The organism is Streptomyces sp. NPDC001922 (assembly GCF_042891165.1).
GTDB lineage: Bacteria > Actinomycetota > Actinomycetes > Streptomycetales > Streptomycetaceae > Streptomyces.
On the sequence record NZ_JBIASV010000005.1, the window covers coordinates 303,821 to 324,613 of the forward strand.

Consider the following 20,793-nt stretch of genomic DNA (forward strand, 5'->3'; position numbering starts at 1 on the left):
CGGGGGCCCGGGTCGGGAGAACCGGCCGCGGGCCCCGGCGAGCCGCCGGGGCCGCCGGGGCGGGCGCGCGGCCTCAGACCCGGCCGCGGCACAGCTCCAGCAGCGTCATCGCCAGCGCGGTGCCCGGCTTCCCCAGCTGACCGCTGTAGTGGTTCAGGATCTCCATCTCGCGGGAGAGGTTCACCCGCCGGCCGCCGGAGGCCGTCCGGGCCTGCTGGATCGCCTCCGAGACGGCGATCCGCTCCTGGACGAGGCCGATGATCCGCCCGTCGAGATCGTCGATCCGCTCCCGGGCCCCGCCGATCAGGGCGGCGGCCTCGTCGGTCCGGGCTCCGGTGTCCGCCGGTGCCGGGCCGTGCGCGGGAGCCGGTGCGGGGGTGGTGGTGACAGTGCTCATATCGGTGTCTCCTCGGGGTGCTCGCCGCCCCGAGCCGTCAGGCCCCGGAAAAGACAGAACGCCCCGGGCCTGAATCGGCCCGGGGCGCCTGGGAAGTCGCTTGTCAGTGGCTCAAGCAGCACGACCATGGCAGCCGGACGGGCCGGTGCCATAGGTAAAGACGAACGTCGTGTGCTGATGCATGGAAGCCAGTATGCCCGACCGCGGCCGCTGCCCCCGGGAGGGCCCGGATGATGAGACGGGAGGGCGCGCCTCCCGCCCCCGTTAGACTCGGGGGCACCACCCCTGTACGACACCGCCGGAAGGCCGCCGAAGTGCCATCAGCGTCCCGCCCCTCGTCTTCGCCGGAGGGAACTCCCGCCGCCCCCGACGCCGACCGCGCACCGGACACGGTCCTGGTCGTCGACTTCGGCGCGCAGTACGCCCAGCTCATCGCCCGCCGGGTGCGTGAGGCCCGGGTCTACAGCGAGATCGTCCCGCACACCATGCCGGTGGCGGAGATCCTCGCCAAGAACCCGAAGGCGATCATCCTCTCCGGTGGCCCGTCCTCGGTCTACGCCGAGGGTGCGCCGCACCTGGGCCGGGAGATCTTCGACGCCGGCGTCCCCGTCTTCGGCATCTGCTACGGCTTCCAGGCCATGGCGCTGGCCCTGGGCGGCACGGTCGACAACACCGGCGGCCGCGAGTACGGCCGCACCCCGCTGAACGTCACCCGCAACGGCTCCACCCTCTTCGAGGGCACCCCGAGCGAGCAGCCGGTGTGGATGTCGCACGGCGACGCCTGCTCGGCCGCCCCGGAGGGCTTCACGGTCACCGCGACCACGGACGGTGCGCCGGTCGCCGCCATCGAGAACGACGAGCGGAAGCTCTACGGCGTCCAGTACCACCCCGAGGTGCTGCACTCCACCCACGGCCAGCAGCTGCTGGAGCACTTCCTCTACCGCGGCGCCGGCCTGGAGCCGAACTGGACCACGCAGAACGTGGTCGAGGAGTCGGTCGCGGCGATCCGCGAGCAGATCGGCACCAAGCGCGCCCTCTGCGCGCTGTCCGGCGGTGTGGACTCCGCCGTCGCCGCCGCCCTCGTCCAGAAGGCCATCGGCTCCCAGCTGACCTGCGTCTACGTCGACCACGGGCTGATGCGCAAGGGCGAGTCCGAGCAGGTCGAGAAGGACTTCGTGGCCGCGACCGGCGTGCAGCTCAAGGTCGTCGACGCGGAGCAGCAGTTCCTCGACGCGCTCAAGGGCGTCTCCGACCCCGAGGAGAAGCGCAAGATCATCGGCCGGGAGTTCATCCGGGTCTTCGAGAAGGCGGCCTCGGAGGTCGTCGCCGAGGCGGGCGCGCACGGCGAGACCATGGAGTTCCTGGTCCAGGGCACCCTGTACCCGGATGTGGTCGAGTCCGGCGGCGGCACCGGCACCGCCAACATCAAGTCCCACCACAACGTGGGCGGCCTCCCCGAGGACCTGCAGTTCCAGCTCACCGAGCCGCTGCGGAAGCTCTTCAAGGACGAGGTCCGGATGGTCGGCCAGGAGCTGGGCCTGCCGGAGGAGATCGTCCAGCGGCAGCCGTTCCCCGGCCCGGGCCTGGGCATCCGGATCGTCGGCGAGGTCACCAAGGAGCGCCTGGACCTGCTGCGCGAGGCCGACGCCATCGCCCGCGAGGAGCTGACGGCGGCCGGCCTCGACCGCGACATCTGGCAGTGCCCCGTGGTGCTGCTGGCCGACGTGCGCTCGGTCGGCGTCCAGGGCGACGGCCGCACCTACGGCCACCCGATCGTGCTGCGCCCGGTCTCCTCCGAGGACGCCATGACGGCCGACTGGTCGCGCCTGCCGTACGAGGTGCTGGCGAAGATCTCCACGCGGATCACCAACGAGGTCGACGAGGTCAACCGCGTCGTCCTCGACGTGACGAGCAAGCCCCCGGGCACCATCGAGTGGGAGTGACCACCTCCCGCTAGCCGACAACGCCGACGCCGTCGCTCATTCGTTTGAGTGGCGGCGTCGTCGTTCGGCCTGGGTGGTCTGGCCGTACGGCCGAGAATCCCGTCCATGGGAGGAACCATCTCACCGCCTATCAGGCCGCCGATGTGGTGCTGGCCGTCGAGGTCGTGTTGCCCGACTCCGAGGAAGCGCGACCGGGAGCGCAAGCCGCAGCTCTATGCGCAGGCCGGCATCCGGCACTTCTGGCGGGTGGAGAAGGGCGAGGACGGCCGGCCGGTGGTCTACGTCTACGAGCTGGACGGCGGCACCAAGGCCTACGGTCTCGCGGGCATCCACCACGACCGCCTCAAGCTGACCGTGCCCTTCGACATCGACATCGACCTCGCCGGATTCGACACCCTGTAGGGCGGGTCACCGAGAGAGGTCCCCGCTGTCGGGGCCCGGCGCCGCTCACGGCGCCGGGCGCCGGCGTGTCCGTGGCCCCGCCCTGCGCGCCCCGGCCGGGCCCCCGCCGAGGTGCGGATCCGGTGAGAGCCCGTCCGGGCCCTGGCCTCCTGCGGTACCGGGCGGTAGCTTCCCTGGCACAGGCCATGGACGAGGAGGTTCAGCCGCGATGCCGGAGCCGACGCCGATACCCACCGACCAGCTGCAGTTCGCGATGCCGCCGACCCACGCGTCGCTGGAGGACGAGCGGCGCTACCGCAAGGAACGGCTCACCGCCGCCCTCCGGCTCTTCGGGCGGTTCGGCTTCGAGGAGGGGGTGGCCGGGCACATCACCGCCCGGGACCCGGAGTTCACCGACCACTTCTGGGTCAACCCCTTCGGGATGTCCTTCAAGCACATCACCGTGAACGATCTGATTCTCGTCAACCACGAGGGCCAGGTCGTCGAGGGACGCTTCCACGTCAACCAGGCCGCGTTCGCGATTCACTCGCAAGTGCACCGGGCCCGGCCGGACGTCGTCGCCGCCGCGCACAGCCACTCCACCTACGGCCGCGCCCTCTCCTCGCTCGGCGAGCTGCTGGAGCCGATCACCCAGGACGTCTGCGCCTTCTACGAGGACCACGCCCTGTTCGACGACTACACGGGCGTCGTCGTGGACGAGGAGGAAGGGCGCCGGATCGCGAGCGCGCTCGGCCCGCACAAGGCCGTCATCCTGCGCAATCACGGCCTGTTGACGGTCGGCGACTCGGTCGACGCCGCCGCGTGGTGGTTCATCACCATGGAGCGGTCCTGCCAGGTGCAGCTGACCGCGAAGGCGGCGGGGAAGCCCGTCCGGATCGACCACGAGAGCGCTCTGCACACCCGGGAGCAGCTCGGGAACGATCTCGTCGCATGGATCAACTACCAGCCCCTGTGGCAGCAGATCACCCGCAGCGAGCCCGATCTGCTGGGCTGATCCTGCGTCCGAAGCGTGCCGATTGCGGCACAATCCCCTCTCGGTGACCGGGCGTTGCCGCGCGTGTGCGGCGAGAGAGGCAGGGTTGTCCCATGGCCGTGGAGACGGCGAGAGACGGATTGCCGGAGGGCGGCCACGGCGGCAGCTGTTCCTGCGGCGCCTGCCCGTACGGCGCCCGTGAGGGGCACCGGCGCGCGGTGGCCGCGTTCATCCGCCGGCGGGAGGAGCTGGCGGCCGGACAGGGGGTGCCCGGCGCGCTCGTCCACTCGGCCGGCGCCTCCCGGCAGTGGGTCGCGGACGAACTGACGCGGTCCGCCCGCACCGTCGCCGAGTTCGGCCGGGCGGAGGGCCGCATGTGGCAGCGCCGCGGCCGGAGCGGGTTCCTGGGGCCGCTGGTCGGCGACGACAACCGGCTGTCGACGTCCCGGGCGGTCGCGGCGCTCTGGATCCTGGTCGCGGTGGCCGCCGTGCTCGTACCGGCCGGTCGGCTGGCCGTCTCCGGCGGCCGGTCCCGGCCGCTCGACGGACTGCGCATCGGCCACGGCGCAGCACTGCTGACCGTGGTGGCCCTGAGCTGTCTGCTGTCCGTCGCCGTGACGGCCGTGGTCCGGCAGCGGGTGCGGGCGAAGCGGCTGCAGAAGGTCGCCGCCGCCCGGCCGCGGATCAGGGACCTGGTGACCGACGACGGAGGCCGCGGAAGCTTCGCCGATGTGCAGTATCTGCTGGTGACGGGCGCCGCGGCGGTGGTCGCCGCGGTGCTGCTGGTGCGCGAGCCGCAGCGGCTGCCCGCGCTGCCGTGGGCGGTCGCGGTCCTGGTCGCCGTCTCCGCCGCGACGTATCTGGCCGCGGTCTGGTCGGAGGGCGGACGGCCGGTCGTGCTGTCGGTCGTCCGGTCCCGGGAGGCCGGCGACCTGGACGGGCCGATCCGGCCGGGAGAGGACGTCGAGATCCGGGGCAGCGGCTTCGTGCCGCCGGGCGCGGGGACCCCGGAGGCGCTGGCCCGGGTGGTCGTACGGATCGGCGCCGTGCATGTGAACGTGCCACTGGTCCCCGTGGCCGGTGGCTTCGGCAACCCCACGGACACGGTGCTGACGGTGCCGGTCCCGGCGGAGGTCGAACCGGGGCGGGTGGACGTCCAGGTGATCACCGCCGCGGGGGCCGAGACCAACCGCTGCACCATCGACGTGGCCGACGGCTGAGCCGGCCGTCTCCGGGGCGGGCGGCAGCCGCGCCGGCGGACCGGCGGGAGCCGGGAGTCGGGCGCGCCGTCGCACCGTCGTGGCCCGTCCGGCCCCGCCCCGCCACACCCCGCCCGATCCCGGCCCGGTACCCGCGCGAGCAGCCATGATGCCGCCCGGACTGAACCCTCGCAGAGCCCCGTTCGTACCTCTCGCAGAAGCCCTGAGGCGTGGGGAGAATCGTGCCTGCACGGCACCGAGGAGGCGGACGGTATGGCTCATACGGATCTGGACCGCGTGATCGCGCGGGGGCCGGACGGGCGGCGCGGCCCGGAGACACTGCGGGCGGTGGCCTCTCGTTACGCACTGCTGCCGCTGCGGGTCTTCCTGGGCGTCACCTTCATCTATGCGGGTCTGGACAAGCTGACCGACCCGGGCTTCTTCGCGGCCGGCGGGTCCGGCTCGATCGGCGAGATGATGCGCTCGGCCCGGGACAACGCCGCGATTCCGGCCATGGTCGATCTCGCCCTCAAGAGCCCGGCCGGCTTCGGGTACGCGATCGCGGCCGGTGAGCTGGCGGTCGGCATCGGCACCCTGCTCGGTGTCCTCGCCCGCCTCGCCGCCCTGGGCGGCGCGCTGATCTCGCTGAGCCTCTGGCTCACGGTCAGCTGGCAGACCCAGCCGTACTACTACGGCAACGACCTGATCTACCTGATGGCGTGGCTCCCGCTGCTGCTCGCGGGGGCGTCGGTGCTCTCCGTCGACGCGCTGCTGGCCCGCCGCCGACGACGGTCGCCCTGGCGGTAGCGGCAGGCGGTAGCAGCAGGGGGCGGGTACGGCCCCAGGGCGCCGGACGACGCACCCCGGCGCCGGACGACGCACCCCGGCGCCGGACGACGCGCCCCGGCGCCGGAGGAGGCACCTCGGGGCCGCGAGACGCCCCCGGCCCCGAGGGCGTACCCGCCCGGGCCCGCCCGAGCCGGTGGAGCCGTGGCCGGGGGCGCAGCCGCAAGGGGGACATGCCGCACCACTCCCCGCATGCCCGGCTTCGGGGGCTACGCGGAGGCCGTCCTGCCGGATAAGGTCCGTGATCGACGCCGAAACCTTTCTTCGCGGGTTCCGCGCTCTCGACGCGCCCCCACGCCCAGGAGGTCCCATGCTCCGCAAGCAGGTACTGAGGCCGGTCACGACGGGTCTCGCACTCGCTCTCGCCGCCACCGTCGGCACTCCGTGGACGGCAGCGGCGCATGACGCCTCGTCACCGCGCACCTCCCGGGCCGAGTGCCCGCAGCTCCGCAAGGATCTGCCCTGGTACGGCGGCAACCGCGCGAAACTCCAGCGGATGATCGACGAGCGCGGCTCGTGTTCCGCGAAGTCCCGCAGCGGCGCCGGGAAGCCGGTCGCCGCGTTCGACTGGGACAACACCGTCGTCAAGAACGACATCTCCGACGCCACGCTCGCCTGGATGCTCAAGCACGACAAGATCCTCCAGCCGACGAGCTGGCGCGCCACCAACAAGTGGATGACCGCGGACGCCCACCGCGCGCTCACCCGGGCCTGCGGCACCTCCGTCCCGGTCGGCCGTCCGCTGCCGACCTCGACGGACACCGGCTGCACCGACGAGATCCTCGACATCTACGAGGGCGCGAAGACCTCGGCCGGGGACACCGCCTTCAGCGGGGTGTGGAACCACCGGCGGACCGTGCCCGAGTACGTCTGGATCACCCAGCTGTTCGCCGGGCACAGCCCCGCCCGGCTCACCGAGTTCGCCCGGAAGGCGCGCGCCGAGAACCTCGCCGCGCCCGTCGGCTCCGTGCAGAAGGTCGGCACCCACGACTGGGCGGGCTACGTGCGCTACTACGAGCAGCAGGTGGACCTCATCCGCACGCTCCGCAAGGCCGGGTTCGACGTCTGGGTGGTGTCCGCCTCCGCCGAGCCGATCGTCCGCGCCTGGGCTCCCGGCGCCGGCTTCACGAAGAACCGTGTCATCGGCATCCGCAACGTCGTGCGGGACGGCCGTCTCACCACCGGCGTCCAGGGGTGCGGCGACGTCAAGGACGACACCCGCGGCGAGGCGCTGACCTACATGGACGGCAAGCGCTGCTGGATCAACAAGGGGATCTACGGCATCAAGGGGGCCGAGGCCTGGCGGCAGCAGGACCCGGCGCACCGCATCGCCTTCGGCGCGGGGGACGCGGAGACCGACGTCACCTTCGTCGACGACGCCACGGCCGGGCACCTGGTCATCAACCGGAACAAGACCGAGCTGATGTGCCGGGCCTACGACAACGCCGACCGGCGGTGGATCGTCAACCCCATGTTCATCGAGCCGAAGAAGCGGCAGTCGGCGCCCTACCGCTGCGCGACCGAGGGCTACATGAACACCGACGGCGTCGAGGGTCCGGTGCGGCGCCCCGACGGCTCGGTCGTCCCCGACCAGAAGGACCGGGTGTTCCCGAAGGGGACGGCCCGCTCCTAGCGGTCTGCTCGTAACGGGCCGCTCCCACGGCCCGCCGGCTCGTGACGGGGCCGGACGCCGCCACGGAGACGGCGCCGGGGGCCGGCCGGTGCGTCGGTCCGGCCCCCGCCGCGCCGGGCTCCGTTCACGGGCGGGAGCCCGGCGTTCGTGCGCGGCCGCCCGGCGGCCCGGGGCAGGGGCGCCGGTGTCCGGGCCGTGGGGCTCCTCAGCCGCGTTCGCCGCGGCCGGTGCCCGTGTACACCGAGGCCAGGGCCGCGAGGGACAGACCGCCCACGACGACCGGGATCAGCACCCACAGCGGGGTCTCCCAGACGTCCGTCGTGTCCAGGACCCGGAGCAGACCCGCCGTCAGCAGGACCAGGCCCGCGATCAGCTTCCCGGGTTCGAAGTCATGACGTCGCACGGACCACCTCCACCTGGCCGACTCCGGCCTCCACGTCCAGTTCGACCGTCCCCCGCGCCGTGCTGTCCTTCGCCGGCTGCAGGGTGACGCTCTTCTCGATGTCGGGTGCGGAGTCGGCGTCCCCCGGGCCGTCCCCCGGCAACCTGAGCTCGCCCAGGCCGACTTCCGCGTGCAGCCGCACCGTGGCGCCGTCCGGGACGACGACCGTCAGGCGGCCGAAGCCCAGACTCACCCCGGTGGCGATCCGCTGGCCCTTCCGCAGCTCCACCCCGGACAGATCGAGGGTCCCCGAGCCGGTGCCGAGTTCGTAGCCGGGCTCGACCGCCGCGGCCGTCGCCGGCGTCCAGGACCGCTCCCTCCAGTCGGTCGTCACGCTCCTCGGCAGGGCCGCCACGCTCGCCATCAACGCGCAGGTCAGCAGCGCCATGACGACCGTTCCGGCGCCGGTGCGGCCGAACCGGGAGCTCAGCGCCGTCCCGAGGCCGAACACCCCGAGCGCGGCGGCCAGACCCAGCTGCAGCGTGGTGCCGAGCGGCCGGGCGTCCCAGGAGAGGGCGATCACCACGGTGCAGGTGGCCGCCGCCAGCAGGAAGATCCGGCCACCGATGCCGTTCCGGCCGGGCACGGGGTCCTTCGTCTCCCGCGGGACCTCGGCCGGGCCCCACAGATACCCGGTGCCGGTGGGCCCGCTGGTGCCGTCCTTGGTGAGGGGATCGCGCCACCAGGACGGAGCGCCCGGCGCGGGCGGCGCGGTGGTCTCGGGCGGCGCGACCCCGTGCGCCGGGGCGTGCGGTGGACTCCCGGCCGGCGTACGGGCGGTGGACCCGTCCGCCGGGCTCTCCCGCTCGGTCCGGCGCCGGTCCTGCGACCGGTGCGCCGCCCCGAGCACCGCGGCCGACAGCATCGCCGCGAACACCAGGACCGGGCCGTTGTCCAGCATCGACAGCAGCAGCCCGCAGCCGACGAGGGCGCACAGCAGGGCCGTCAGCGCCGGCCCTTCGACCCGGCCGGACAGCATCCGGCGGAGCTCGTTCTCGTCCTCCCCGTCGAGCGGGATCATCAGCCAGGCGAATCCGTACGCGAGCAGCCCGAATCCGCCCGCGACGGACAGCACGGCCAGGACCACCCGGAAGACGACCGGGTCGACGTCGTAGTGGCGCCCGAGGCCCCCGCACACCCCGGCCACCACCTTGCCGCCACGGCTGCGCCGCAGCGGCGGACTCGGGCGGTGGCCGGGCGCGGGCGGCGTACCGGCGTCGGTCTGCTGGTCGTTCATGGCTCTATGGTGACGGTGCGGGGAGGCGCGGTGCACCGGGAGCGACCCTGGCCGAACCCTGATATCCCCCCTGGGGACGGGGGGACGCCTCGCCGATATCGTGTCCGGGTCATGACCGGTGGGGGAAACAGAGGGGCGCATCGTGTACGGCGCGGAGTCTGACGAAGGACGGCTGGTCGCCGCGCGGTACCGGCTGCTCGAACGGATCGGCCGCGGTGGCATGGGCACGGTGTGGCGGGCCGAGGACGAGATGCTCGGCCGGCATGTCGCGCTGAAGAAGCTGCATGTGGCGCCGCACCAGACCGACGAGGAGCGCGCCACGCTCTACGAGCGCACCCGCCGCGAGGCCCGCAGCGCCGCCCGTATCACCCATCCCAACGTCGTGGTCGTGCACGACGTCGTCGACGACGGCGGCCTTCCGTGCATCGTCATGGAGTACGTGCCGTCCCGGACGCTCTCCGAAGTCCTCAAGGAGGACGGCCCGCTGGCCCCGGACGAGGTGGCCCGGATCGGCCGCGGCATGATCGCCGCGCTGCGGGCGGCACACGACGCCGGGGTGCTCCACCGGGACGTCAAGCCGGGCAACGTGCTGCTGAGCGAGGGCGGACGGGTCGTCCTGACCGACTTCGGCATCGCCATGGCGTCCGGCACCTCCACGCTCACCAAGACCGGCGAGCTCGTCGGGTCGGTGGACTACGTGGCGCCGGAGCGGGTCCGCGGCGGGAGCCCGGGCCCCTCCTCCGACCTGTGGGCCCTGGGCGCGACGCTCTATCAGGCGCTGGAGGGCAAGCCCCCGTTCCGCAAGGCCACGGCGATCGAGACCGCGTACTCCATCGCCATCGACCCGCTGGAGCCGCCCCGTTCGGCCGGTGTGCTGGCTCCGCTCATCGAGGAGTTGCTGGCGAAGACCCCCGAGGGCAGGCCGGACGCGGCCGCCGTGGAGCGGCGGCTGCGGGAACCGGCGGCCGAGGCGGAGACGGCGACGGTCGACCGCACCCGGGTGCTCGACACGGACGCCATGCCGGGGACGGCGGCCGGTCACGGCGCCGAGCCCGGAACGGGAACGGGAACAGGCACGGGAACGGCTACGGATACGGCGCCCGGGTCCGCGCGGCCCTCCGGGAGCTTCGGGGCCGCGATCCCCGGCCCGCGCCAGGAGGCCCCGGCGCCTGCGGCGGCCACGCCCGCACCCGCCGCGCAGACACCCACCGGAACCACCCCTTCCGGCACCACCCCTCTCGGCACCGGCCCTTCCGGTCCCACCCCTTCCGGCACCGGCCCTTCCGGAACCACCCCCTCCGGCGCCACCCCCTCCGGCCGGCGCCGCACCTGGCTGTGGGCGGTGGCCGTCGTGGTGGCCGCCGCGGCGGCGGTGGGCGGCACGCTGACGGCGATGAACGACGCGGACTCCGGTGTGGAGGTGTCCCCGGGGAACTCCCGTCCGGCCGGTTCCGGGTCGTCGAAGAGCGCCGAGCCGGCGCCCGAGCCGTCCCCCGTCCCGCCGGGCTACCACCTGGTCACGGAGAAGGAGACCGGCGTCTCCTTCCCGGTGCCCGACGGCTGGAAGCGGGATCGCAAGTCCACCCCCGAACAGCTCACCTACGTCGACCCGACCGGCCTGGTGGGGGTGCGGATCAATGTCATCGACTTCGCCAGCACCGACCCCCTGGCGCACTTCCGGAACGTCGAGTCCAACCTGAAGTCCGACGACCCCAGTTACAAGCAGCTCCGCATGGACCGGACGAAGTTCCGCAATGCGCCCGCCGCCGTCTGGGAGTTCACGCTCCAGGGCAAGGAGCGCAAGTTCCGGGCCATCGACCTCGGCTTCGGCCGGGTGGGCGGCAAGGAGTACGCGGTCTACCTGTCCGCCCCGGATCTGGAGTGGGCGAAGCACCGGCCCATCTTCGACCACGTCCGGAACGGCCTGCGGCTGCCGAAGGACGCGCTGTAGGAGCGTCGGCGGGCCGCTGACCCCGACGGCGCCCGGGACCGGCTTCCGGAGCCCCGGGGACCCGCGCTCCCGGACCCTGGGGACCTGCGCTCCCGCCCCCTTGGGGGCCCGCGCTCCCGGACCGTGGGGATCTGGCTCCCGCACCCTGGGGACCCACGTGTCCGGCGGCCGTCGGGCCCGTGAGCGGCGCCATGCCCGGGAACCCTCAGGGTCGACCCTGATGCACCCGCCCCGTCCCCCGTGTGACGATCGGGACCATGACCGCCGCCTCAGCCCGTACCGGAGGGCCGTACCCTCCGGCGTCCGAGCCCGCCGACGACGAGCCCGGCGTGCGCAAGCTCTACCGCAGCGCCGAGGGCCGGATGCTGGGCGGCGTGGCCCGCGGGCTGGCCGGGCACCTCGGACTGCCGGTCTCCTGGGTGCGCCTCGTCTTCGTGGTGCTCTTCCTGGTCGAGGGCCTGGGGGCGCTGCTGTACGCCGGGTTCTGGTTCGTCGTCCCGCTCGGCGTCGGGGGCGTCGACAGCTCCCACACGGACCGTCCGCACCTCGCGACCGGCCCCGACGGCCGCCGCCGCTTGGCCCGCAAGCCGGACAAGGGCCAGCTGTTCGCCCTGCTCGCCCTGGTCGCCGGACTGGCGATCCTCCTGGACACGCTCCGCTTCGGCCGTGCCGTCGACGCCTACGTCTGGCCGGCGCTGCTGATCGGCGCCGGTGCGGCCCTCTTCTGGCGCCAGGCCGACAACGCCCGCCGGGCGCACTGGATGGAGGTCGGCCGCAGCAGACGCGTCCTGGCGGTGGCCCGCGGCGCGGCCGGGGTGCTGCTGGTCTGCCTCGGGGTGACCGGCATCGTGGTGATGCAGAGCTCGGCCAAACACCTCGGCTCCGTGCTCCAGGCCGCCCTCGCCGTCCTCGTCGGCATCGCGCTGCTCGCCGGGCCGTATGTCGTCCGGATGACTCAGGACCTGTCCCAGGAGCGGCTGATGCGCATCCGCGCCCAGGAGCGCGCCGAGGTCGCGGCGCACGTCCACGACTCCGTCCTGCACACCCTCACCCTGATCCAGCGGAACGCCGACGACCCCCGGGAGGTCGCGCGGCTCGCCCGCGCCCAGGAGCGGGAGCTGCGCGCCTGGCTCCACCGGCCCGAGGGCACCGGCCGGGACGCCTCCGACGAGCCGCGGACCTTCGCCGCCGCGGTGCGGCGCGCCGCCGCCGAGGTCGAGGACCACCACGGGGTGCCCGTCGAGGTGGTCTGCGTGGGGGACTGCCCGCTGGAGGATCCGCTGGGCGCCCAGCTCCAGGCCGCGCGGGAGGCGATGGTCAACGCCGCCAAGTACGGTGGCGAGAGCGGGCCGGTCCAGGTCTACGCCGAGGTCGAGGGCCGCACGGTGTTCGTGTCGGTACGGGACCGGGGCCCGGGCTTCGACCTGGACGCGGTGCCGCAGGACCGGATGGGGGTCCGGGAGTCGATCATCGGCAGGATGCAGCGCAACGGCGGCACGGCGCGGCTGCGGTCCGCACCGGACGGGGGGACGGAAGTGGAGCTGGAGATGGAGCGTTCGCCGTGAACGGCGGCGGCAGCAGCGGCAAGGGCAGCGGCGGCGACCAGGGCAGCGGCAGCGACCGGGGCAGCGGCAGCGGTCCGGGCCCCGGCAACCACGGCAGCCGCGGACGCGGCGGAGCGGAAGACGAGGGACGGACGATGACCGAGGGCACACAGGACGGCACGCCGGCGGACGGCCGGACGGTACGGGTCGTCCTGGTCGACGACCACCGGATGTTCCGGACCGGCGTACAGGCCGAGATCGGGCGGACGGAGAGCACGGGCGTCGAGGTCGTGGGGGAGGCCGCCGACGTCGACCAGGCGGTCACCGTCATCACCGCGACCCGCCCGGAGGTCGTCCTGCTCGACGTCCACCTGCCCGGCGGCGGCGGTGTGGAGGTGCTCAAGCGCTGCGCCGCCCTGATGGCCGACCCGGAGCGGCCGGTCCGCTTCCTCGCCCTGTCCGTGTCGGACGCGGCCGAGGACGTCATCGGCGTCATCCGCGGCGGCGCACGCGGCTACGTCACCAAGACCATCACCGGATCGGACCTGGTCAACGGCGTCTTCCGGGTGGCGGACGGGGACGCCGTCTTCTCCCCGCGGCTGGCGGGCTTCGTCCTGGACGCCTTCGCCTCGACCGACGCGCCGCCGGTGGACGAGGACCTGGACCGGCTCACCCAGCGCGAGCGGGAGGTGCTGCGGCTGATCGCGCGCGGGTACGCGTACAAGGAGGTCGCCAAGCAGCTCTTCATCTCGGTGAAGACCGTGGAGAGCCATGTCTCGGCGGTGCTGCGGAAGTTGCAGCTATCCAACCGCCACGAACTGACCCGGTGGGCGACGGCCCGACGGCTGGTCTGAGCCGTCGGGGGCCCGTCCGGGCCGTCGGGCGGGCCGCGGCGGTACGGCACGGGACGGGGACATCGCGGGTGGGGCGGGCGGTACCGGTCCGTCTCGGACCCCCGGTCTCTCAGATCTTGATCAACTCTCTGGCCGGGTGCGGCCGGGGGAACCTAGCCTCGACCCCACGCGTGCGGACGCCGCCGCATGCCGAACGGTGTGTGGCGGCTGCCACCGCGTTCCGCTGTCCGTCTCCTCCCCCCCACATGTGAGGTGCACCGTGGTGAAGGTCGGAATCTGGGTTCTCTGGGTCGTCGTTCTGGTCGTGGTCAACAAGTTCCTGCTCGACGACGAGTGGGCGGAGCTCGCCTTCACGGCGGTCTCCGGCGGTCTGTGGGCCTACGTGATGTCGTATGTCGACCGCCGCGGGACCGCTGCCCGGGAGACGGCTGCCTGACGGCCCCTCCGGACCGGGGACGCGACGACACCGCCTCGCCGCGGTGCGTCGTCTCCCGCCGGATCGGGCGTATCGTCTCGGCCGTGACCGGCGCGTTTCCCCGCGCCGGCTGCTCGTGCCGACCGTCGACCACCCTCCGGCGCCCCTGGGCGCCCGGCCGGTCCGGCGGTGGGCAAGGCCCGACGACCGCGGCGAGGACTGTCATGCGAAAGATCGTCCTGATGATGGGGATGTCCCTCGACGGCTACATCGAGGGACCGCACCGGGAAATCGACTGGCACGTCGTCGACGACGAGCTGCACCAATACTTCAACGATGAGCTGCGCGGCATGGGTGCCTTTCTGAGCGGCCGGGTCACCCATGAGCTCATGGCGGACTTCTGGCCGACCGCGGACGCCGATCCGGACGCCCCTCCCGTCATGGTGGAGTTCGCCGAGATCTGGCGGGAGAAGCCCAAGATGGTGTTCTCCCGCACCCTGAAGCGGGCGGACTGGAACACCGTCGTCATGCGCGACGTGGTCCCGGAGGAGATCCGGGAGCTCAAGGAGCAGCCGGGCGGGGACCTGGTGCTCGGCGGCGCCGACCTGGCGGCGACCTTCATGCGGCAGGACCTGATCGACGAGTACCGCGTCTACGTCCACCCGGTCCTGATCGGCCGCGGCAAGCCCCTCTTCCCGGACACGGACGCCCGGACTTCTCTCCGTCTCGTGGAAACCCGGGCCTTCGGCAACGGGGTGGTCCTCCTCCGCTACGAACGGCCCGGAGCGGCTGTGGGGTGACGTGTCCGGTGGGGTGGGCGCTGCCGGGGGCTGTGGATGACGGGCACCCCACAGTCCCGCGCCTGCCCGGCTGACGCGCGCAGGTCACACGGTCGCCGGGAGCTTGAGTTCGAACCACACGGTCTTGCCGATGCCGCAGCTCCGCGGGTGGGCGCCCCACTCGTCCGCCAGCGCGGAGACCAGGGCCAGGCCGCGGCCCGACTCGTCGTCCGCCGAGGCCTCCCGGGGTTCCGGCAGGTCGTCGCAGGCGTCCGAGACCTCGATCCGGAGCCGTTCGTCCCGTACGACGCACCGCGCACTGATCTCACGGCCCGGGGAGACCCGCGCATGCCGGCAGGCATTGGTCATCAGCTCGCTCAGCAGGAGGACAGCGGTGTCCCGGGTGTTCTCCGGAATGCGCCACGAGCGCGCCTGCTCGCGCAGCAGAACTCTCGATCTCCCGACACTGCGGGCGTGGCGTGGCAGTCGCCATTCGATGTCCTGCGGCAGGCCGTTGGCGTACGGCTCGGGTGGGAGCGAGGCGGAGTCCGACGGTTCGGACGCGGCGTCGTGAGGAGGGGAGGGGTGAGGGTGGGCGGCCATCGGAATCCTCGGTGCTGAAGTCGCAGGCGCGGCAGGGTCGGTGGGCTGTCACATGGACAGGGGAAGTTGTCCCGTTTCCGGCACCTACGGTGCTGACGACCGCCTAGCCTCGGCAGTAGCGACCCGGGTACGGAACGTGGCTGTACCCCGCGCGCACCGAGGAAGGCGAGGTGCGGTGACCACCGAGAATGCCCAGCCGCCGATGGCGTGGCGGTACTGCGGGAACCAGATCAAGCTGTGGCGTACTCAGGCCGGGGTGACCCGCGAGGGCCTGGGCAAGGAAGCCAACTACGACTACGAGTACGTCAAGTCCATGGAGCAGGGCCGCCGCAAGCCGACCCTCCGGCTTCTCGAAGTGGCGGACGAGATGTGCGGGGCGCGGGGGATGCTGCTCGCGGCGCAGGACTATCTGAAGCCGGAGCGCTTCCTCTCCTATGTCCAAGACTTCGTACGGTACGAGGCCGATGCCATTGCGCACAGTTCCTATCAGCCCCAAGTGATCCCGGGGCTACTTCAGACCGAGGAATATGCGCGGAAGCTCATTGGCGCGCACTGGCCGCCCTTGGACGACGAGACGATCGATGTGCGGGTGGCGGCGCGTCTGGAACGGCAAGCTCTCCTGGAGAAGCAGACCAGGGCCTTCAGCTTCGCCGTCGGGGAAGGCGCCGTGCGCTTTCCCATCGACAGTGCGGATGCGCACAAGCGGCAGCTGGATCACCTGTCACACATGCTGATGCGGCGCAACATCACCGTGCAGATCATGCCCTTTGGTGGAGTGCACCCTGGTCTCGAAGGATCGTTCGTCCTCCTGGAAACGCCTGAGCACGAGCACCTTGCCTTCGAGGAAGGGCAGATGACAGGCATCCTGTACGCAGACCCCGCTAAGGTCAGCATCATCATGCAGCGACATGCACTGATCCTTCAGCGTGCCCTGAGCCCCGAGGAATCGGCACGCTTCATCACGTCCTTGGCGGAGGAGCTATGAGGGACGAGCTCGTGTGGTTCACGTCCAGTCACAGCAGTAGCGGCGGCGGTGAGTGTGTCGAGGTCGCCGTCTCCTGGGTCAAGTCCAGCCATAGCAACTCCGAGGGCGGCGCCTGCGTCGAGGTCGCCACCTGCCCCGGCACCGTCCACGTCCGTGACTCCAAGGACAAGAGCGGCCCGCAGTTGGCGTTCAGCCCCGGCGCCTGGGCGGACTTCGTCGCCTACGCCGCTCGGCAGCCATTGCGGTGAAGCGGCCGCGGCGCGCGGGGAGCCGGGACCCCTTGTCGGGCTCCCCGCGCGCGGCCGTTGTGCCGGGCCGGTGTCAGACCTCCAGCTCGGACTCGACCTTCCGGAGCTGGTGACGGGCCATCGCGAGGTTCGCCCGGTCCTTGTCCAGGGCCAGGTAGAGGAACAGGCCGTTGCTTCCACGGGACTTCAGCAGCCGGATCAGGTGGTACTGCGACCCGAGCGTGATCAGGATGTCCTCGATCTCCTCCTTGATGCCGAGCATTTCCATGGTGCGGACCTTGGCGCGGACCACATCGGTGTTGCCCGCGGCGGCCACCGACAGGTCGAGTTCCTTGCCCCCGCCCAGGGTTCCCAGCGCCATGCCGCTGGTGTAGTCGACGAGGGCGACGCCGAGCGTGCCCTCTATCGAGGTCATCGCTTCCTTGAGGGCGGTCTCGGTATTGGCCATGGTTGATGCACTTCCTTTCCGTTGGGGTGTTCTCCGCTTGGTCACGGTGCGGGTCGGCCCGCGCCGGTCGGCGGATTTCGGGGGGTTCGGATCAGGCCTGGAGGGTCCGGCGGTCGGAGGTGGAGGCGGTGGCGGAGGCGCGGGCGGCGGAGCCGGTGGCGCCAGGGGCGGTGGCGGTGCCGGTGGTGGCAGCGGCGGTGCCGGTGGCCAGGACGGCGGTTCGGGGTCGGGCGGCTGACGGTGCCGGGCGGGACGGGTCACGGCAGCTCCGGGCGGTCGAGGGCGCCGTCGACGAGGTCACCGATGCGGGCGCCGGCCCGTCGTCCCTCCAGGTGCAGCCGCCCCACATTGGTCCGCGAGCCCGCCAGGACCGTCACGACGGCCGACGTGCCCGCCGCGTAGGTCGCGACGTAGCCGTGGTCGCCGCGGAGCAGCAGTTCGCGGAACTCGCCCTGGCCGGTGGCGTCCGTCATCCGCAGGGCGACGCCGAGCGCGGCGGCGGTGAGCGCGGCGACGCCCTCGGCCTCCACGGGCGCCGCGTCCTGGGCCAGCACCAGGCCGTCGATGCTGGCCGCCAGGGCGCCGGTCAGATGGGGGACACGGGCCCGTAACCGCCGCAGCTCGTCGAGGACTTCGGCTTCGGCGGCCAACAGCTGTCTCCTCTCGGCGCGCAGTCTCAAGGCCCGCCTCATGACGGCGTGGAGAGGGCCTGGTGGACGGACCGGGGACTCAAAGGCGTGCCTCCAAAGCATCACGAAGCCGGCGCAGCAGGGCGATGTCCGGGTCGGCGGAGAGGTCCGCGACCCAGTCGGGAACGGGGTGGGGTGCGGGGGGCGGTTCGGACGCGTGGGGTGTCCGGATGTGCCCGGCCGCTGCCAGCCGGCGCACGTCGATCAGGGTGTGGAAGGCCGGGCGGCCGAGCAGCCGGGCGATCCGGTCGGGCGTGCGGAGGCCGTCCGCCAGCTCCAGTACGGCCCGTTGCCGGTGCGGCACCGCGGGGGCGCGGGCCGACGGGTGGCGGGTGACGGGGGAGGTGTCGACGGCCGGCCACGGCCACAGGCCGTCCAGCAGGTCCCGTCGGCGCCGCGACTCCCGGGCCACGTGCTCGGCCCGGACCGGGCGGATCGGGCCGAGCCAGTGCACGGCGCCCTGACGGAAGCGGGTGGGGCCGTCGCTGGGGGCCAGCGCGAAGTACGCGGCGTCGAACAGCGCGTTCAGATGGCAGATCTCCAGCTCGCCGTCGCCGAGGCTGCCGCTGTCGACGAGATGGCGGCCGACCCGGCAGTGCGCACCGGCCCGGTCGACGGCCTCCTGCCAGCGTTCGGCGGGGAGGCGTCCGGTCGTGGTCAGGAGGACGTCGAGGCCGGGGGCGGCGTCGCTCTCCGCGTGCACCACGGCGCCGTCGGAGAGGAAGAGGGTGCCGCCGTCGCGGAGGAGTGCGCCGGTGGCCCGGTCGGCGGCGAGACGCTCCAGCAGCGGGAGTTCGGTGGGCCGCGTCAGTTCGGTGGTTCTCATCCCAGCACCAGCCGCTCGGCGAGGTCCTTCAGGCATATTCGGGCGAGGGCGAGGTTCCCCTCGTCGCGGTCGAGCCACACGTGGACGAAGACGCTGCTGTCGAAGGTGGTCTCCACGAAATGCAGCAGGTGGTAGCCGGTGCGGGTGGTGACGATCACGTCCTCCACGGGGGCGCCCTTGCCGGGGTCGGTGAGGTCCGGCGGCCCGAACGCTGCCCGGTCCAGCGCGGGCCGCGGCGGTCCGGGCGGCCCCCAGGGTTCGGCCGGCCGGCGCGATTCGGTGAGCGCGAACGCGGTCTGCTCGGCGGCCATACGGGCCAGTTCGGCGGTCTCCGCCGCGGTGGCCTCGTGGTCGCCGTTGGGCGAGTCGCCGACGGTGCCGAGGGCCAGGCCGCTCGTCCAGTCGACGACCGCGGCCCCGCGGGCGCCGGGCAGCGTCATGGCTTTGAGCAGGCACTCGTCGATTCCGGGCACGCCGACTCCCCTCCCTGTGCAGCGTGCTGACGCTGTGGGAGCGCGTCAGTGACGAAGAGATTACGTACCGTGGCATCGAAGGTGGGGAGTTATGGCATTACCCCGCGGAATATGCCCTTGGATCGCTAGACTCCGCCCCCCGCCGGCTCGGTGAGCCTCCGGTTCCGCTCCCGGATGGCGGCGCGCGTCTCGTCCGTCGGCGGCAGAGGAGCCGTTCGGAGACCCGCGGAGGGTCACCCCACCGGTTCGAAATCCGGCCCTCTCGCTGCGTCTTCGCAGGTCCGGGCATCAGGAGTGGCGTACCGGAGCTCCGGCCCCGAGAGCGGAGTCGCCCCGTCCGGCAGCGGCGGCCGGGACGTGCGCTGCGATCGGCGGCGCCTGGTGCGGGAGGTGGCGCGCGGCGTGGTCCGGAGCGCGGAGCGCGTGTGATCTCCGGCACCACCCCGTGGCGGGCGCCTCGCACCGGGCCCGTACTCGGCAACCGGTGCCCCGCAAGCCGGCTCCCGGTGCTCGTCCCCGGCGCTCGTCCCCGGCGCCCGATCTCGGCCACCCGCCGGGCCCGACCGCCGAGAGGGGCCGACGAAGGGGACGGCCACCCTGAAGTCGATGACGAGGGCGGAGGGCTGCCGGTCGCCGAGCTCCGGCCGCGTCCCGCTCCGGCTACGCCGGCCGCGTCCCGCTCCGGCTACGCCGGCCGCGTCCCGCTCCGGCTACGCCGGCCGGCTCGCCCCCGCGAACGGCATCTGGTCGATCGGCGCCAGCCGCACCGGGGCGCCCGGCCGCGGCGCGTGGATCATCTGCCCGTTGCCGATGTAGAGCCCCACATGGCTGATGCCCGAGTAGAAGAACACCAGGTCACCCGGGGCGAGCTCGGAGCGGGGGACGCGCTGCCCCGCGTTGATCTGGGTGTAGCTGGTGCGGGGGAGGGCGACCCCGGCGGCCCGCCAGGACGCCTGGGTGAGCCCGGAGCAGTCGAACCCGTCCGGCCCGGTCGCGCCCCACACGTACGGCTTGCCCAGCGCCCCGTAGGCGAAGGAGACGGCCTGGGCGGCGCGGGCGTTCGGTGCCTTGAGGCGGGCGGCGCGCGGGGCGCCGCGGTCCGCGCGGTCCGCGCTGTCCGCACTCTCGGCGGCGTGGTCGTCCTGCCGCAGAACGGTGGCGCGTTGCTTCGCCGTGAGCCGGTCCAGCAGCCGTTCCGCCGCGGCGAGCTTCCGGTGCGCGGCCTTCTTCTGTGTCCGCAGCTCGGCCTGGTGGCCGCGGAGTTCCGCCAGCCGTTCACCCGCCTGGTCACGGACCTGGTCGAGGCCGCGGAGCTGGTGGCGGATCCCGGCGACGGCGGTCGCCTGCCGGCTGCCCGCCCGGTCCATGAGCGAGGCGCGCTCCAGGTACTGGTCCGGCGCGGAGGAGAGCGCCAGCTGGAGCGCCGGGTCGATGCCGCCCGACCGGTACTGGGCGGTGGCCAGCGAACCCAGAGCGTTGCGGGAGGCGTTCAGCCGCTGGGTCCGGCGGGCCGCCTCGTCCCGGAGTCCGTCCAGGGCCTGCTGCGCCTTCACGGCCTTCTCCCGTGCGCCGTTGTACTTCTCGGTGGCCTCCTCGGCCTCCCGGTGGAGCCGGTCCACCTCGGTCCTCACCCGGGCGGTGGCGGGGCCGGGGTCGGCCAGCGCGGTGCCCTCCAGGGCGCCTCCGCCCGCGGCGGAGGCGAGGGCGAGGGTCACCGCCGTACGGGCGGTGGTACCGGTCAGCGATCGCCGCCTGGGCTTCCGGTGCGAGGCCACGGCCGCCATCACATCCTTCCAACGGTCCGACAGCCGCGGGGGGTTCGGCCGTCTGGAGGAGGACGCTAAGCCCGCCGGGCGGGAGCAAGTACGAGGATGAACGGGACTGGGTCCATTACGCGCAGGTCTGA

Annotated in this window: 21 protein-coding genes and 1 pseudogene; 13 read left to right on the forward strand and 9 right to left on the reverse strand. The window is 73.0% G+C overall.

Translation table 11 applies throughout. The features are described from left to right. Window positions 1-73: 73 nt before the first annotated feature. Window positions 74-397 carry a chorismate mutase gene (locus tag ACFYYR_RS11285; RefSeq protein ID WP_388849977.1) on the reverse strand — a complete coding sequence of 108 codons (324 nt, stop codon included), beginning with the start codon at window positions 395-397 and terminating at the stop codon, window positions 74-76. Window positions 398-630: 233 nt separating this feature from the next. Here ACFYYR_RS11285 and guaA point away from each other — a divergent pair, with 233 nt between their 5' ends. The 6 genes and pseudogenes from guaA to ACFYYR_RS11315 all read left to right on the forward strand — a co-directional run bounded on the left by guaA (window position 631) and on the right by ACFYYR_RS11315 (window position 7,393). Continuing rightward, a complete protein-coding gene (gene guaA, locus ACFYYR_RS11290; protein WP_388850338.1) occupies window positions 631-2,340 on the forward strand; it encodes a glutamine-hydrolyzing GMP synthase in 1,710 nt (569 codons plus the stop codon). Between the two features lie 122 nt (window positions 2,341-2,462). Continuing rightward, window positions 2,463-2,742, forward strand: a pseudogene (locus tag ACFYYR_RS11295) (Uma2 family endonuclease); the annotation flags it as partial. A gap of 208 nt (window positions 2,743-2,950) precedes the next feature. After that, the gene (locus ACFYYR_RS11300; protein WP_388849980.1) at window positions 2,951-3,736 is read left to right on the forward strand and encodes a class II aldolase/adducin family protein; all 786 of its coding nucleotides are present in this window, start codon (window positions 2,951-2,953) and stop codon (window positions 3,734-3,736) included. Window positions 3,737-3,828: 92 nt separating this feature from the next. Next, window positions 3,829-4,935, forward strand: coding sequence for a hypothetical protein (locus tag ACFYYR_RS11305; RefSeq protein ID WP_388849983.1), 1,107 nt, complete (start codon window positions 3,829-3,831; stop codon window positions 4,933-4,935). Window positions 4,936-5,187: 252 nt separating this feature from the next. After that, window positions 5,188-5,721, forward strand: coding sequence for a DoxX family protein (locus tag ACFYYR_RS11310; protein ID WP_388849986.1), 534 nt, complete (start codon window positions 5,188-5,190; stop codon window positions 5,719-5,721). Window positions 5,722-6,070: 349 nt separating this feature from the next. After that, on the forward strand, window positions 6,071-7,393 hold the full coding sequence (locus ACFYYR_RS11315) for a haloacid dehalogenase-like hydrolase (RefSeq protein ID WP_388849989.1): 1,323 nt from the start codon (window positions 6,071-6,073) through the stop codon (window positions 7,391-7,393). 205 nt (window positions 7,394-7,598) lie between these two features. On the opposite strand, the gene ACFYYR_RS11320 is transcribed toward ACFYYR_RS11315, so the two are convergent. Together ACFYYR_RS11320 and ACFYYR_RS11325 are read right to left on the reverse strand one after the other, a co-directional pair. Next, on the reverse strand, window positions 7,599-7,796 hold the full coding sequence (locus ACFYYR_RS11320) for a hypothetical protein (protein ID WP_388849992.1): 198 nt from the start codon (window positions 7,794-7,796) through the stop codon (window positions 7,599-7,601). After that, window positions 7,783-9,072 carry a PspC domain-containing protein gene (locus ACFYYR_RS11325; protein ID WP_388849995.1) on the reverse strand — a complete coding sequence of 430 codons (1,290 nt, stop codon included), beginning with the start codon at window positions 9,070-9,072 and terminating at the stop codon, window positions 7,783-7,785. The genes ACFYYR_RS11320 and ACFYYR_RS11325 overlap by 14 nt, the downstream gene beginning before the upstream one ends. A gap of 220 nt (window positions 9,073-9,292) precedes the next feature. On the opposite strand from ACFYYR_RS11325, the gene ACFYYR_RS11330 reads away from it, so the two are divergent. From ACFYYR_RS11330 to ACFYYR_RS11350, 5 genes are all read left to right on the forward strand, one after another. Beyond that, window positions 9,293-11,023: a serine/threonine-protein kinase gene (locus ACFYYR_RS11330; RefSeq protein ID WP_388850341.1), complete on the forward strand. Its 1,731-nt coding sequence runs from the start codon at window positions 9,293-9,295 to the stop codon at window positions 11,021-11,023. A 257-nt stretch (window positions 11,024-11,280) separates the two neighbouring features. Next, a complete protein-coding gene (locus tag ACFYYR_RS11335; protein ID WP_388849998.1) occupies window positions 11,281-12,588 on the forward strand; it encodes a PspC domain-containing protein in 1,308 nt (435 codons plus the stop codon). A 134-nt stretch (window positions 12,589-12,722) separates the two neighbouring features. Then, window positions 12,723-13,421: a LuxR C-terminal-related transcriptional regulator gene (locus tag ACFYYR_RS11340; protein WP_388850344.1), complete on the forward strand. Its 699-nt coding sequence runs from the start codon at window positions 12,723-12,725 to the stop codon at window positions 13,419-13,421. 259 nt (window positions 13,422-13,680) lie between these two features. Next, the gene (locus ACFYYR_RS11345) at window positions 13,681-13,857 is read left to right on the forward strand and encodes a hypothetical protein (RefSeq protein ID WP_388850001.1); all 177 of its coding nucleotides are present in this window, start codon (window positions 13,681-13,683) and stop codon (window positions 13,855-13,857) included. Between the two features lie 203 nt (window positions 13,858-14,060). After that, on the forward strand, window positions 14,061-14,636 hold the full coding sequence (locus ACFYYR_RS11350; protein WP_388850004.1) for a dihydrofolate reductase family protein: 576 nt from the start codon (window positions 14,061-14,063) through the stop codon (window positions 14,634-14,636). 84 nt (window positions 14,637-14,720) lie between these two features. Here the strand turns inward: ACFYYR_RS11350 and ACFYYR_RS11355 are convergent, their stop codons facing one another. Then, window positions 14,721-15,218 (reverse strand): ATP-binding protein, encoded by a 498-nt coding sequence (locus ACFYYR_RS11355; RefSeq protein ID WP_388850007.1) that lies wholly within the window; start codon window positions 15,216-15,218, stop codon window positions 14,721-14,723. 202 nt (window positions 15,219-15,420) lie between these two features. Between ACFYYR_RS11355 and ACFYYR_RS11360 the strand changes: the two genes are divergently transcribed. Together ACFYYR_RS11360 and ACFYYR_RS11365 are read left to right on the forward strand one after the other, a co-directional pair. Further along, window positions 15,421-16,203: a helix-turn-helix transcriptional regulator gene (locus tag ACFYYR_RS11360; RefSeq protein ID WP_351510755.1), complete on the forward strand. Its 783-nt coding sequence runs from the start codon at window positions 15,421-15,423 to the stop codon at window positions 16,201-16,203. After that, window positions 16,200-16,451 (forward strand): DUF397 domain-containing protein, encoded by a 252-nt coding sequence (locus ACFYYR_RS11365; protein WP_388850010.1) that lies wholly within the window; start codon window positions 16,200-16,202, stop codon window positions 16,449-16,451. Before ACFYYR_RS11360 ends, ACFYYR_RS11365 begins: the two co-directional genes overlap by 4 nt. A gap of 73 nt (window positions 16,452-16,524) precedes the next feature. Here ACFYYR_RS11365 and ACFYYR_RS11370 read toward each other — a convergent pair whose 3' ends face one another. From ACFYYR_RS11370 to ACFYYR_RS11390, 5 genes are all read right to left on the reverse strand, one after another. Further along, window positions 16,525-16,899, reverse strand: coding sequence for a hypothetical protein (locus ACFYYR_RS11370; RefSeq protein ID WP_388850013.1), 375 nt, complete (start codon window positions 16,897-16,899; stop codon window positions 16,525-16,527). A 257-nt stretch (window positions 16,900-17,156) separates the two neighbouring features. After that, the gene (locus ACFYYR_RS11375) at window positions 17,157-17,591 is read right to left on the reverse strand and encodes a roadblock/LC7 domain-containing protein (protein WP_388850016.1); all 435 of its coding nucleotides are present in this window, start codon (window positions 17,589-17,591) and stop codon (window positions 17,157-17,159) included. 37 nt (window positions 17,592-17,628) lie between these two features. Then, on the reverse strand, window positions 17,629-18,414 hold the full coding sequence (locus tag ACFYYR_RS11380) for a transcriptional regulator (protein WP_388850019.1): 786 nt from the start codon (window positions 18,412-18,414) through the stop codon (window positions 17,629-17,631). Further along, a complete protein-coding gene (locus ACFYYR_RS11385) occupies window positions 18,411-18,887 on the reverse strand; it encodes a hypothetical protein (RefSeq protein ID WP_388850022.1) in 477 nt (158 codons plus the stop codon). The genes ACFYYR_RS11380 and ACFYYR_RS11385 overlap by 4 nt, the downstream gene beginning before the upstream one ends. 710 nt (window positions 18,888-19,597) lie before the next feature. After that, a complete protein-coding gene (locus tag ACFYYR_RS11390; protein WP_388850025.1) occupies window positions 19,598-20,671 on the reverse strand; it encodes an NlpC/P60 family protein in 1,074 nt (357 codons plus the stop codon). Window positions 20,672-20,793 lie beyond the last annotated feature (122 nt).